At 46.4% G+C, this 12730-nt stretch carries 13 protein-coding genes; 2 read left to right on the forward strand and 11 right to left on the reverse strand.

Going from position 1 to position 12730, the window contains the following annotated elements; translation table 11 throughout:
* Position 1: 1 nt before the first annotated feature.
* The 11 genes from tolQ to aspS form a co-directional block, all read right to left on the reverse strand.
* Positions 2–700, reverse strand: coding sequence for a protein TolQ (gene tolQ / locus ACLIIY_RS09650; RefSeq protein ID WP_005426224.1), 699 nt, complete (start codon positions 698–700; stop codon positions 2–4).
* Positions 690–1109 carry a tol-pal system-associated acyl-CoA thioesterase gene (gene ybgC / locus ACLIIY_RS09655; RefSeq protein WP_005426200.1) on the reverse strand — a complete coding sequence of 140 codons (420 nt, stop codon included), beginning with the start codon at positions 1107–1109 and terminating at the stop codon, positions 690–692. The genes tolQ and ybgC overlap by 11 nt, the downstream gene beginning before the upstream one ends.
* 171 nt (positions 1110–1280) lie before the next feature.
* Positions 1281–1583: a cyd operon protein YbgE gene (ybgE, locus tag ACLIIY_RS09660; protein WP_017188312.1), complete on the reverse strand. Its 303-nt coding sequence runs from the start codon at positions 1581–1583 to the stop codon at positions 1281–1283.
* Positions 1576–1683, reverse strand: coding sequence for a cytochrome bd-I oxidase subunit CydX (cydX, locus tag ACLIIY_RS09665; RefSeq protein WP_000270284.1), 108 nt, complete (start codon positions 1681–1683; stop codon positions 1576–1578). The genes ybgE and cydX overlap by 8 nt, the downstream gene beginning before the upstream one ends.
* A 12-nt stretch (positions 1684–1695) precedes the next feature.
* A complete protein-coding gene (cydB, locus tag ACLIIY_RS09670; protein WP_039986504.1) occupies positions 1696–2832 on the reverse strand; it encodes a cytochrome d ubiquinol oxidase subunit II in 1137 nt (378 codons plus the stop codon).
* A gap of 17 nt (positions 2833–2849) precedes the next feature.
* Positions 2850–4436: a cytochrome ubiquinol oxidase subunit I gene (gene cydA, locus ACLIIY_RS09675; RefSeq protein WP_434527529.1), complete on the reverse strand. Its 1587-nt coding sequence runs from the start codon at positions 4434–4436 to the stop codon at positions 2850–2852.
* A gap of 461 nt (positions 4437–4897) precedes the next feature.
* Positions 4898–5902 carry a Holliday junction branch migration DNA helicase RuvB gene (ruvB, locus tag ACLIIY_RS09680; protein WP_005441695.1) on the reverse strand — a complete coding sequence of 335 codons (1005 nt, stop codon included), beginning with the start codon at positions 5900–5902 and terminating at the stop codon, positions 4898–4900.
* A 21-nt stretch (positions 5903–5923) separates the two neighbouring features.
* Positions 5924–6535 (reverse strand): Holliday junction branch migration protein RuvA, encoded by a 612-nt coding sequence (gene ruvA / locus ACLIIY_RS09685; RefSeq protein WP_042605428.1) that lies wholly within the window; start codon positions 6533–6535, stop codon positions 5924–5926.
* A gap of 78 nt (positions 6536–6613) precedes the next feature.
* On the reverse strand, positions 6614–8065 hold the full coding sequence (locus ACLIIY_RS09690; RefSeq protein ID WP_434527530.1) for a methyl-accepting chemotaxis protein: 1452 nt from the start codon (positions 8063–8065) through the stop codon (positions 6614–6616).
* A 121-nt stretch (positions 8066–8186) separates the two neighbouring features.
* Positions 8187–8708: a crossover junction endodeoxyribonuclease RuvC gene (ruvC, locus tag ACLIIY_RS09695; protein ID WP_005426231.1), complete on the reverse strand. Its 522-nt coding sequence runs from the start codon at positions 8706–8708 to the stop codon at positions 8187–8189.
* Positions 8709–8808: 100 nt separating this feature from the next.
* Complete coding sequence (aspS, locus tag ACLIIY_RS09700; protein ID WP_045412871.1) at positions 8809–10587, reverse strand: aspartate--tRNA ligase; 1779 nt, start codon at positions 10585–10587, stop codon at positions 8809–8811.
* A 272-nt stretch (positions 10588–10859) separates the two neighbouring features.
* Between aspS and ACLIIY_RS09705 the strand changes: the two genes are divergently transcribed.
* Both ACLIIY_RS09705 and cmoA read left to right on the forward strand, forming a co-directional pair.
* A complete protein-coding gene (locus ACLIIY_RS09705) occupies positions 10860–11726 on the forward strand; it encodes a DUF72 domain-containing protein (protein ID WP_434527531.1) in 867 nt (288 codons plus the stop codon).
* A 104-nt stretch (positions 11727–11830) separates the two neighbouring features.
* Entirely contained in the window at positions 11831–12568 is a 738-nt protein-coding gene (gene cmoA, locus ACLIIY_RS09710) for a carboxy-S-adenosyl-L-methionine synthase CmoA (RefSeq protein WP_005426299.1), read from the forward strand.
* The last annotated feature ends 162 nt before the right edge of the window (positions 12569–12730 follow it).

A 12730-nucleotide genomic window follows, 5' to 3' on the forward strand; every position in this document is an offset into this window, starting at 1 on the left:
TCTATTCCTTACTTGCGCTGTCTCGACCCGCCATCGCTTGACGGTGCAGGATGCTGTGGAATTCTTCAGAGAAAGTCGCGTAAGTGTGCTCTAGCTTACTTACTTTGTTGCTAAGACGGTTGTATGCCATTACGGCAGGAATTGCAGCAAATAGACCCATTGCAGTTGCAATCAGGGCTTCAGCGATACCTGGCGCTACCATTGAAAGCGTTGCTTGCTTTACTTCACCTAAAGCGATGAACGCATGCATGATGCCCCAAACCGTACCAAACAGACCAATGTATGGGCTGATAGAACCGACCGTTGCAAGGAATGGTAAGCTGGTTTCCAGTTCATCAACTTCACGAGCAACAGCAACGCGCATTGCACGGCCGGTGCCTTCCATGATGTAAGCTGGCGAGTTTGCGTTGCTCTTACGTAGACGAGCAAACTCGGTAAAACCTGCGTAGAAGATTTCTTCTGTACCTGTGATGTCGTCTTTACGACCTTTCACTTTCTGGTAAAGCTGAGAAAGATCAGTACCCGACCAGAATTTGTCTTCGAATGACTCCGCATCTTTTGATGCTTGAGATAAGACTTTGCTGCGCTTAATGATCATAGCCCATGATGCGATTGACATGCCGAGCAGTGTCAACATCACAAGCTTTACCAACAGACTGGCCTGAAGAAAGAGATCTAAAATGGAAATATCAGCAGTCACTATTTGTTAGCTCCGAATTGATAAATGATGGAATCGCAATTGGCTTCATTTTCTTATTATCGATACATGCTACCTTAACCATTGCCTTGCACAATGTTCTGCCTTCATCATTGACTAACTCTTGACAGAATTGCAAAGAAGCACGTTTTATTTCTGACACTCGGGTTAGAACGGTCAAATGCTCGTCCAGCCTTGCCCCTTGGTTGAAATCGATATCCATGTGTCGGACAACAAAGCCAATGTTTTGTTCCAGTAACACGTGTTGAGAAACGCCTTTTGCACGCAACATCTCAGTGCGCGCGCGTTCAAAGAATTTTAAATAATTTGAGTGATATACAACGCCACCCGCATCTGTGTCTTCGTAATACACAGTGATCGGCCAGCGAAAGGGATTTGATGTGCCTTGCAAGGGAGTACCAATATATTCAATTCTTTAAAGCAATTACTATAACTGAAGCGGCAGTAATTGGTACTGAGGTAAGGGAATATTTTTGAAATTTGTAGAAAAAATAAAAGCCAGACAATACGTCTGGCTTTTATTCGATGATTTAGTAACCGACTTTATTTCAGAGTGTAACGCTTACATGAAATACAGTGCAGTTAGATAAATTAAGATAGCGAGCGAGAAATAAGGACTGAACAGCACCTGCCAGTACCAATTTCTTGGCTTGAAGCCCACACCATATACCATGCTTGAGCACACTGCCCAAATAAGCGCTGGTGCGATAAACGCATTAAAGCCACCAATTTCTCGATGGTATGCGTTCGGATCCCACATCACCAATCCTACATGCATAAAGCCAAGGATTAAGGCCAAGACTCTTAGGAGAGTCTTGTCCATAGGTGCGTGAAGTTTCGCTACCTTGTCAGCGAGATTACTCACTGTCTTTATCCATCATTTCTGAGTGCTCTAACCAAAGAGCGTTGATGATACCGAATGCACAAGCAAGTAGTACACCTAGAATCCATGCGAAATACCACATAGTAATAGCTCCTTAGTATAGTGAGTTTTTGTTTTCTTCGATGAACTGGTCATCCAAGCGGCCAAACATCTTGTAGTAAGTCCAAGACGTGTAAGCCAGGATGATTGGAACCATAACAAACGCTACGCCTGTCATTAGGTTCAGAGTCAGCTCAGATGAAGTTGCATCCCACATTGTCAGACTTTGGCTTGGCATTAGGTCTGAAGGCATTACGAATGGGAACATTGCAATACCAGCAGTAAAGATAACACCAGCATTACCTAGGCTTGACGTTAGGAACGCGATACCACACTTCTCAAGACGAGATGCCAATACAGCTAGAAGCGGCATAGCAACACCCAGTACAGGTGCAGCCCATAGTAGTGGGTAAGCTTCGAAGTTGTTCATCCACGCACCAGCTTCACGGATAACCTCTTTGTTTAGAGGGTTAGAAGCCGCTGCAGTGTCGATACCACCTACGATAACGTAACCTTCGATGCTTTGGATCCAGAAACCAGCAAGCACAAATGCAACCACTGTTAGTAGACCAGTAAGCTGAGCTACGTTACGAGCACGAGTATGTACTTCGCCAGTTGTCTTCATTTGAAGCCATGTTGCACCTTGCATCAGGATCATGAACAAGCTTACTAGACCACATAGCAGAGCAAATGGGTTTAGTAGACCAAAGAATGAACCGTGGTACGTTGGCATTAGGAATTCGTTCAATTGGAATGGAACACCTTGTAGAAGGTTACCAAACGCTACACCAAAGATGATTGGTGGAACGAAGCCACTGATTGAGATACAGATATCCCAAGTGTTACGCCATTTTTTATCTTCAATCTTTGAACGGTAATCAAGACCGATTGGACGTAGCCAAAGTGCCGCTAGGGTTAGGATCATCGCTAGGTAGAAACCAGAGAACGATGTCGCGTAAACCAAAGGCCATGCTGCGAACAATGCACCACCAGCAGTGATAAGCCATACTTGGTTACCATCCCAGTGAGGTGCGATCGAGTTAATCATCACACGACGTTGCGTGTCGTTTTTACCGATAATAGGTACAAGCGCGCCCACACCCATATCGAAACCGTCTGTAATTGCAAAACCAACTAGTAGAACACCGATCAGTACCCACCAGATGAATCGCAAGATTTCGTAATCAAACATCTTGTTGTCTCCTTGTCTTACGCTTCTACTTGGCGACTAACTTTGTCTTCAACAGAGTCAGCGTTTTGCTCGAAGTGGTAGCGACCAGTTTTCAGGCTGCTTGGACCTTTACGAGCGAATTTCACCATTAGGTATACTTCTGCAATTAGGAATGCAGTGTATAGCGCTAGGATTGCAAATAGTGAAGTCCAGATTTCACCTGCTGTTAGTGCTGATGCAGCAACGTGTACCGGTAGGATTTCACCTACAGCCCACGGTTGACGACCGTATTCAGCAACGAACCAACCTGCTTCGATCGCAATCCATGGAAGTGGAATGCTGAATAGTGCAGCTTTAAGAATCCAAGGTTTCTGTTCGATCTTCTGACGACATGTTTGGATGAATGACGCACCAAATACGAATAGCATGATGAAGCCACACGCAACCATGATACGGAACGACCAGAATAGCGGCCATACTGTTGGGATTGAGTCATCCGCAGCAGCTTGGATTTGGTCTTCAGTCGCATCAACAACGTTGTCTGTGTAACGTTTTAGAAGTAGGCCGTAACCTAGGTCACCTTTCACTTCATCAAACGCAGTCATGTTTGCTTCAGACTTGTCGCCTGCACGCAGTTTTTCAAGCAATTCGTACGCGTACATACCAGTACGGATACGGTCAACGTGCTCTTCACGTAGATCGTGTAGACCTGTTACTTGCTCGTCAAATGAACGTGTCGCGATGATACCCATAACGTAAGGGATCTTGATTGCGTAATCGGTGTTCATTGTTTCTTGGTTTGGTAAACCGAACAGTGTGAACGCCGCTGGTGCTGGTTCTGTGTGCCATTCAGCTTCTACCGCTGCTAGCTTCACTTTTTGAACTTCACCAAGCTCGTAACCAGATTCATCACCTAGCACGATTGTAGACAGGATTGCTGCCATACCGAAAGAAGCTGCGATAGCAAACGAACGACGAGCGAACGCCACATCACGACCTTTCAATAGGTAGTAAGAACTGATGCCTAGAACGAACATTGCACCACACGTGTAACCAGATGCTACTGTGTGTACAAATTTAGCTTGCGCTACAGGGTTTAGTACAACGTCTGCGAAGCTCACCATTTCCATACGCATGGTTTCGAAGTTGAATTCAGCGCCCACTGGGTTTTGCATCCAGCCGTTCGCGATAAGAATCCAAAGTGCAGAGAAGTTAGACCCCAGAGCAACCAACCAGGTTACCGCTAAGTGTTGACGTTTTGATAGACGATCCCACCCGAAGAAGAATAGACCAACAAAAGTTGACTCCAGGAAGAAAGCAACCAGTGCTTCGATCGCCAGTGGTGCACCGAAGATGTCACCTACATAGTGGGAGTAGTAAGACCAGTTCGTACCAAACTGGAACTCCATGGTAAGGCCGGTAGCCACACCAAGTGCAAAGTTAATACCGAACAGCTTACCCCAGAACTTGGTCATGTCCTTGTAGATTTGCTTGTTCGTCATTACGTACATCGATTCCATAATGGCCAAAAGGAAGGCCATACCAAGGGTCAATGGTACGAATAGGAAGTGATACATCGCTGTCAGTGCAAACTGCAACCGCGACAGATCAACTACGTCAATCATGGTAACTCCTATGTGTCGGCTGAATGACACTCTCTACATATTGCAATCCATACACAAGTGTTATTTACACTTGAAAAATGTTGAATTATCACAACTCTTTGTTGCAAAAATGTGCTTCATTGGTTAGTTAATTGTTAAGCATCAGCTAATATAGCTGGGCCTAATATTACTGCTAAAAACAGTTTGTTTCAAAAGGTTTATGGCGGGAAACCGCTTTGATGTATATCAATGTTTGTGCGCTGAATTTGAACAAAAATCCATCACATTGATCCAGATCAATCGATATTGGAAGAGTATGTTAAGAGAGAGTAATCAGGAGAGAAAATAATCAGTTAGGCAGGAACATAGAGTTAACAATCTATAAGTTTTTCTTACCTATTTAGTATTAGAGCAAATTAAATAAATGAGAGGTTGGTCAACATTGGGGAAACGCTGAGCGCCAAGCGCTCAGCGATGGAATCTTACTTTTCAATTCCGAAATGCAAATAAGCGCGATCAGTGGCAATTCTACCACGAGGCGTGCGCTGTAAATAGCCTTGTTGGATAAGATATGGCTCAAGGACGTCTTCTATAGTGTCCTTCTCTTCACCAATCGCTGCCGCCATGTTGTCCAACCCTACCGGGCCACCACCAAACTTCTCCATGATCGCAAGAAGCAGTTTGCGGTCCATGTAGTCAAAACCTTTAGCGTCGACATCGAGCATATTCAGCGCTTTGTCTGCCACTTCTGCGCAGATGTGTCCATTACCCTTTACTTCGGCATAGTCACGAACACGGCGTAGCAGTCGGTTAGCAATACGCGGCGTACCACGGGCACGGCGAGCAACTTCTAATGCGCCTTCCGCTTCCATCGACAAGCCTAAACAATCTGCACTGCGCTGAACGATGTCTTGTAGGTCTTTCACTTTGTAGTATTCAAGACGCTGCGTAATACCGAAACGGTCACGAAGTGGCGAAGTCAAAGAACCTGCACGCGTTGTTGCACCGATCAGAGTAAAAGGAGGCAGATCGATCTTGATAGAACGAGCAGCAGGGCCTTCACCAATCATGATGTCCAACTGGTAGTCTTCCATCGCTGGATACAACACCTCTTCAACCATTGGGCTTAAGCGGTGAATCTCGTCAATGAACAACACATCGTTTTCTTCTAAGTTAGTCAGCAGCGCCGCCAAGTCCCCTGCTTTCTCCAGCACTGGGCCTGAAGTGGTGCGAATGTTCACTTCCATCTCATTGGCAACGATGTTCGCAAGCGTGGTTTTACCCAGGCCTGGAGGACCAAATATCAAAAGGTGGTCGAGCGCTTCATTTCGCAATTGAGCGGCTTTGATGAAAATCTCCATCTGATCACGCACGTGATCCTGACCTTGGTAATCCGCCAGTTTCTTAGGACGAATCGCACGGTCAATAACATCTTCATCACGAAACGAAGGATTCTCTGGCGCGATTAAACGATCGGCTTCAATCATATTGTTCCCTTGGGCTTTCCGTTACACCATTGATTTTAGTGCTTCACGGATCAGTTGCTCACTGGTCATATCCGGTTTAGCGATCTGAGAAACCACTTTCGACGCTTGAGTCGGCTTGTAACCTAGAGCTAGAAGCGCACTGATTGCCTCTTCTTCCGCATTGCTGGATGTCGCACCAGAATCCGCAGGAGCAGCATCGGTAAACGGCGTAAATAGATCGCCAGCACCCCAACCTTTCAGACGGTCTTTCATTTCTACAACTAGGCGTTCAGCAGTCTTCTTACCAACACCCGGTAGCTTCACAAGCGTTGAAATGTCTTCACGCTCAACGCAAGAAACGAATTGGCTCGCCGTCATGCCAGAAAGGATACCTAGGCCTAGCTTAGGACCAACGCCGTTCGCTTTAATCACTTCACGGAAAAGCGCACGCTCTTTGACTGTGTTGAAACCGTAAAGCAATTGCGCGTCTTCACGCACAACAAAGTGAGTATAAATAATGGCTTCTTCGCCGACATTTGGCAGTTCGTAGAAACAGCTCATTGGCATTTGAACTTCATAGCCAATGCCATTAACTTCAATTAAAACTTCAGGTGGTTGCTTTTCAAGCAGAGTGCCGCGAAGACGTCCAATCACTGTAAATACTCTTTGGAAATGAATTTGCGACAGGATAATAAAGAACTGGATAGACATCCAGTTCTTTATGCGGTGAGGTTAGATTTTTGAGACAACTTGATCAAGCTGTTGAGTCAGATTGCGCACCGCGACCACTTGCCCGTTCAGCTCGTTGCCGTATTGCGCGACAGTTTCGGCAATGGTTTTGGTGTTCACTACACCGTTAGCAACTTCACTGCTGGCTTCATCTAACTCTTTCAATGCCGTCATTTGCGTTGCCATGATGCCAGACAGACTCTGCACATCATGAGATATAGTGGTGACTTGCTGAATAATGGTGTTCATTCGCTCTGTACTCGACGTCACAACGCTTTGACCATGCTTCACTTCTTGCTCACTGCGATCAAGCAAGTTACGAATTTCTACCGCCGACTGACTGCTCTTAGCCGAGAGCTCTCGCACTTGGTCCGCAACGACCGCAAAGCCTCTGCCCTGCTCACCCGCTCGCGCCGCTTCAATTGCGGCATTCAGTGCCAACAAGTTGGTTTGCTCCGCAACCGACGTAATGAAGTCCGCCACTTTCATGATGTCTTCATGGCTGGTAATGATCTGGCTGATCGCTTGGGTAGAGTCCTCCAACAACTCAGAGCTTTTCTCAGCTTGTTGATGGACGTCTTCACTCTTCTCACGCAGCTCTTCGACAAACTTGCTGGACTCTTCAATCCCCGTCGCCATGTGATGCACTTGCTGACTCATTTGCTCGGCTGCGCTGGCTTGAGATTCACTGTTTACATTAAGGGCATTCACCTGAGCATCCAATTGCGATGATTGCTCATCCAGCACTTGCGAGACTTGTTTCAACTCACTTGAGTTTTGATTAGCTTGCTCAAGCACCTCCGCCAAATGCAGCTCCCCTTCTGTGGCCTTTTGCGCCACCAACTCACTTTCTGCCTTGGCTTTCTCTGCACTTTCAATCGCGATGTCTCGCTGCTTGGCGGTAAAAGCTTGTGCAATACAAATCACCACCAGCGGTAACACAGTGCCTGACCATATCTCCACACGCTGCGCAGATTCAGACAACACGAGTTGGGGAAAACCAAAACCAGATACATGCTGATACGTCATTACTGCAGAGAGCACTATCACTAACGCGCTCCAAGAGATCGCCATGATACGAGTGCCAGATAAAAAGAAAGCGACAACTAACAAAGGCACCCAGTAAGTTTGGGTAGAATCGACCACGCCACCACTTTGATAAATGATGTTGAGTGCATGCACTGACATGCCTACAAACCCCAGATTGAGCGACAATGCTGGTTGTTTGAACCATCTCAGGCTAAAGGCGGATATCAGTTCGAGTGCGATTAACAGTACTGAAGTAAAAATTAAGCTTTCATGCCCATGTTTGGACCATTTGATCAGGCTGTAGATCCCGACGAGAAAAGCGATGAAGGTAAATAGAGAGAGGATGTCTGCTTGACGTTGTTGTGTTCTTGTCCATTGAGTTTGGCGCGGCATAAATGCACTGCGCCACAGCGTGGCTGGATTCATGTTCAATCTTCCTTGATTGATTTCTTATTAGACCTCTGACCACTATAGCTTGTAACATTTTCTCAACAAATTTAATCCTTAAATCTGTCTGAGATGTCTCATTTTTAATACGAAAACACGCCTAACGGTAACGACCTTTTCTTGCACTGGTTGCTTTGCCTGCGAGCGCCACAAGTGTCTTATTCGTGTTAGCGTGACAAATAGCAACACCCAACGCATCGGCAGCATCGGCTTGAGGTTTAGCGGGCAATTTAAGCATGTGTTGAACCATATGTTGAACCTGAACTTTGTCTGCACCACCTGTGCCCGTTACCGCTTGTTTAATAAGACGAGCCGCGTACTCATGCACCGGAAGATCCGCATTCACAGCCGCCACAATTGCGCTACCACGCGCCTGCCCTAGCTTTAGTGCAGAATCGGCATTCTTCGCCATAAACACTTGTTCGATGGCAAATACATCCGGTTGAAACTGGGTGATGATTTCCGTCACGCCTGCGTAGATTTGCTTGAGACGACCTGGCAGCTCTTTTTCTGAAGTGCGAATACATCCGCTGCCTAGGTATTGCAAATGACGACCTTGCTGGCGAATCACGCCATAACCGGTAATACGAGAGCCTGGGTCAATGCCCAAAATAATTGACATGAAGAGTCCTAATCAATAACTCACTGTAAGTATTAGAATATATGTCATTAAAACAAAAACTCCCGCAGTTGCGGGAGTTTTTTCTTTAATTGTTGTGCGCTTATTCTGCGTCTTTTTCTTTCGCAACTGTCACTGCAATCGCTAGCTCTTCTAGAGCCGCTGGGTTTGCAAGGCTTGGAGCGTCTGTTAGTAGACACGCCGCCGCAGTTGTTTTAGGGAACGCGATAACGTCACGGATGTTCTCTGTACCACATAGCAGCATCACTAGACGGTCTAGACCGAATGCAAGGCCAGCGTGTGGAGGCGTACCGAATTTTAGAGCGTCCAGTAGGAAGCCGAATTTCAGTTGTTGCTCTTCTGCATTGATACCTAGGATATCGAATACTGCTGCTTGCATTTCTGCGTTATGGATACGCACAGAACCACCGCCAACTTCGTAGCCGTTTAGAACCATGTCGTATGCGTTTGAGTTCGCTACTGCTGGGTTCGCTTTTAGCTCTTCCGCAGTCACACCTAGAGGTGATGTGAATGGGTGGTGCATTGCGTGTAGGTTGCCTTCGTCGTCTTCTTCGAACATTGGGAAGTCAACAACCCATAGTGGAGCCCAAGTGCCTTCTTTCGTTAGCTCTAGGTCTTTACCAAGTTTAAGACGAAGTGCACCTAGTGCTTCAGCAACGATGTTAGCTTTGTCTGCGCCAAATAGGATGATGTCGCCAGATTCCGCTTGAGTGCGATCTAGGATACCGTTGATCACGTCTTCGCTTAGGAATTTAGCTACTGGAGATTGGATTCCTTCCATGCCTGCTGCACGGTCGTTAACCTTCATCCATGCTAGACCTTTCGCACCGTAGATACCTACGAATTCTGCGTAACCGTCGATTTGCTTACGAGTAAGCTCAGCACCACCTGGTACACGGATAACTGCAACGCGACCTTTCTCGTCGTTTGCTGGACCAGAGAATACTTTGAACTCAACGTCTTTCACTAGGTCAGCAACGTCTACTAGTTCTAGTGGGTTACGTAGGTCTGGCTTATCAGAACCGAAACGACGAATCGCTTCGCTGAACGGCATTACTGGGAATTCACCTAGGTCAACGTTCAGTAGCTCTTGCCACATTTCACGAACCATTTTCTCAGTCGTTGCACGAACTTGGTCAGCCGTCATGAATGACGTTTCGATATCGATCTGAGTGAATTCTGGTTGACGGTCAGCACGCAAGTCTTCATCACGGAAACACTTAACGATTTGGTAGTAACGGTCAAAACCAGACATCATTAGAAGCTGTTTGAATAGCTGTGGAGACTGAGGAAGCGCGTAGAAGCTGCCTTTGTGAACACGGCTAGGTACTAGGTAGTCACGAGCGCCTTCTGGTGTCGCTTTTGTTAGTACTGGTGTTTCGATGTCTAGGAAGCCGTTGTCATCTAGGAAACGACGAACAAAGCTAGACGCTTTAGCACGTAGCTTGATGCGGTCGCTCATTTCTGGACGACGTAGATCTAGGTAACGGTACTTCAGACGTTGCTCTTCAGAGTTCTTTTGGTTGAAGTCTAGAGGCAGAACGTCAGAACGGTTGATGATTTCAAGACCTTTTGCAAGGATCTCAACTTCACCAGTTGCCATGTCTTTGTTTACTTGGCTTTCTGGACGAACGCGAACTTCACCAGTTAGCTTGATACAGAATTCATTACGAAGTGTGTTAGCCACTTCATACGCATCTGCCATATCTGGATCAACAACTACCTGAACGATACCTTCGCGATCTCGCATATCGATAAAAATAAGACCGCCTAAATCACGACGACGGTTAACCCAGCCGCAAAGTTCTACAGTTTGTCCTGCAAGGGACTTGTTCAGGTGACCACAGTAATGGGTACGCATAATGAAATTCCCAATCTCTCAAATATTGTTAACTACGCTCTGTCAGCCTCATTGCCGAGCAGAGTAAAGATCCATTTATACGCTGAAAGCCTATGAAAATCGACTACTCAACATACAATTAAGTGTGTTTTATCATTCATTGGTGGTTTTTAGTACAACAAATGTTCAAAAGCGCACCAAAGCGAAAAAATTGGTGGGGATTATAGCGTGAAATTACCCATTTCAGCAAAACTCTCGTAAAGTGGGCTCAGGAAAAAACGTAAAGCAAAGATATGGATAATTTACCCCTTCGACTTGGATTGACCATGTGGTCGCACAACCAGTGGCAACAAAGCTTTTATGGCAGTGGCACCAAACCTGCAGAGCGACTCGAAAAGTACGCGCAGGTGTTCCACACCGTAGAAGGCAACACCACCTTTTACGCCACACCGACGCTCAACACGGTGCAAAACTGGAAAGCTGCGACTCACGACGATTTCAAATTCACCTTTAAGTTGCCAAAAGCCATTACTCACGAGCAGATGCTCAGAGGTTGCGATGAGCAGTTACGTGACTTTATGACGATCATGGAACCACTTCATGAACGCGTTGGGCAATGGACGATTCAGCTCCCTGCTGCATTTGGTCCAGAACACCTCGATAGATTGAAGAAGTTCTGTGCCAGCTTTCCGCCGAATTTCCCCCTTGGAGTTGAAGTTCGTCATATGGCGTTTTTCTCCAAAGGTGAAGAAGAACGTGCGTTGAATCAGTGGCTGTTAGAGAGCGGCATCGACCGTATTATTATGGACAGCCGCCCTGTATTCGCCGCGCAGCCGACTACTGAAGCGGTAATCGATGCCCATCAGAAAAAGCCTCGCGTTCCGGTGCATGCAATTGCAACCGCCAAGCACCCGATGATTCGTTTTATTGGCCATCCAGATATGGACGATAACCTGCGCTTTTTCGAACCTTGGTTGAGCAAGCTACCGATGTGGATTGAACAAGGCATTCAACCGTACTTGATGATTCACACGCCAGATAACGTCTTAGCACCAGAACTGGCTGAAAAGCTGTATAAGCAGCTACAACTTAGGCTCTCACTGCCGAACTTGTCTGTATTTCCTGCCAACGATGGCAACTCGCAAATACAAATGTTTTAGGTAAGCTTATAATTAAGCAAATGACAGAGGCGCGAATTTCCCATAAAATACGCGCCTTTTTTGATGCCTGACGTTTCAGGCGGCTTGTATGCAGAGATTTGGTTATGAACCCTAAGAGCAATCCAGATACTATTTTTTCGGCTCCAATCGATAAAATTGGGGATTTCACGTTCGATGAACGCGTAGCGGAAGTTTTCCCTGACATGATTCAACGATCGGTGCCGGGTTACAGCAACATCATTTCTGCAATTGGTATGTTGGCAGAGCGTTTTGTTAAGCCTCACTCAAACATCTACGACCTGGGTTGTTCTTTGGGTGCTGCTACGCTGTCTATGCGTCGTCATATCAAACAAGAAGGTTGCCAAATCATCGCCGTGGACAACTCTCCTGCGATGGTTGAACGCTGTAAGCTTCACGTCAACGCGTACCGCAGTGATACGCCAGTTGATGTCGTAGAAGCGGACATTCGTAATATCGAAATCGAAAACGCATCCGTTGTGGTATTGAACTTCACTCTGCAGTTCCTTTCTCCAGAAGACCGCTATGCTCTACTAGAGAAAATCTACGCGGGTCTGCGCCCAGGCGGCATTTTGATTCTGTCTGAAAAGTTCGTGTTTGAAGATGAAGTATCTAACGAATTGTTGATTGACCTTCACCACGACTTTAAACGTGCAAATGGCTATAGCGAACTTGAGATCAGCCAAAAGCGCAGCGCAATTGAAAACGTGATGCGCCCTGATTCGAAGAAAGATCATAAAGAGCGTTTCGCAGAAATTGGTTTCTCAAGCTACGACGTTTGGTTCCAGTGTTTTAACTTCGGCTCGATGTTTGCGATTAAATAGCGAGAAGCGAGAAGCGAGAAGCGAGAAGCGAGAAGCGAGAAGCGAGAAGCGAGAAGCGAGAAGCGAGAAGCGAGAAGCGAGAAGCGAGAAGCGAGAAGCGAGAAGCGAGAAGCGAGAAGCGAGAAGCGAGAAGCGAGAAGCGAGAAGCGAGAAAGTCTTAAC

The organism is Vibrio sp. K4, assembly GCF_051122595.1.
Taxonomy (GTDB): domain Bacteria; phylum Pseudomonadota; class Gammaproteobacteria; order Enterobacterales; family Vibrionaceae; genus Vibrio; species Vibrio owensii.

Coding starts and splice junctions, on each gene's coding strand:
- aspS (WP_045412871.1), bottom strand. CDS start 10,587: ATGCGTACCCATTACTGTGGTCACCTGAACAAGTCCCTTGCAGGACAA.
- ruvB (WP_005441695.1), bottom strand. CDS start 5,902: ATGATTGAAGCCGATCGTTTAATCGCGCCAGAGAATCCTTCGTTTCGT.
- cydX (WP_000270284.1), bottom strand. CDS start 1,683: ATGTGGTATTTCGCATGGATTCTAGGTGTACTACTTGCTTGTGCATTC.
- cydA (WP_434527529.1), bottom strand. CDS start 4,436: ATGATTGACGTAGTTGATCTGTCGCGGTTGCAGTTTGCACTGACAGCG.
- ACLIIY_RS09705 (WP_434527531.1), top strand. CDS start 10,860: ATGGATAATTTACCCCTTCGACTTGGATTGACCATGTGGTCGCACAAC.
- cydB (WP_039986504.1), bottom strand. CDS start 2,832: ATGTTTGATTACGAAATCTTGCGATTCATCTGGTGGGTACTGATCGGT.
- ruvC (WP_005426231.1), bottom strand. CDS start 8,708: ATGTCAATTATTTTGGGCATTGACCCAGGCTCTCGTATTACCGGTTAT.
- ACLIIY_RS09690 (WP_434527530.1), bottom strand. CDS start 8,065: ATGAATCCAGCCACGCTGTGGCGCAGTGCATTTATGCCGCGCCAAACT.
- cmoA (WP_005426299.1), top strand. CDS start 11,831: ATGAACCCTAAGAGCAATCCAGATACTATTTTTTCGGCTCCAATCGAT.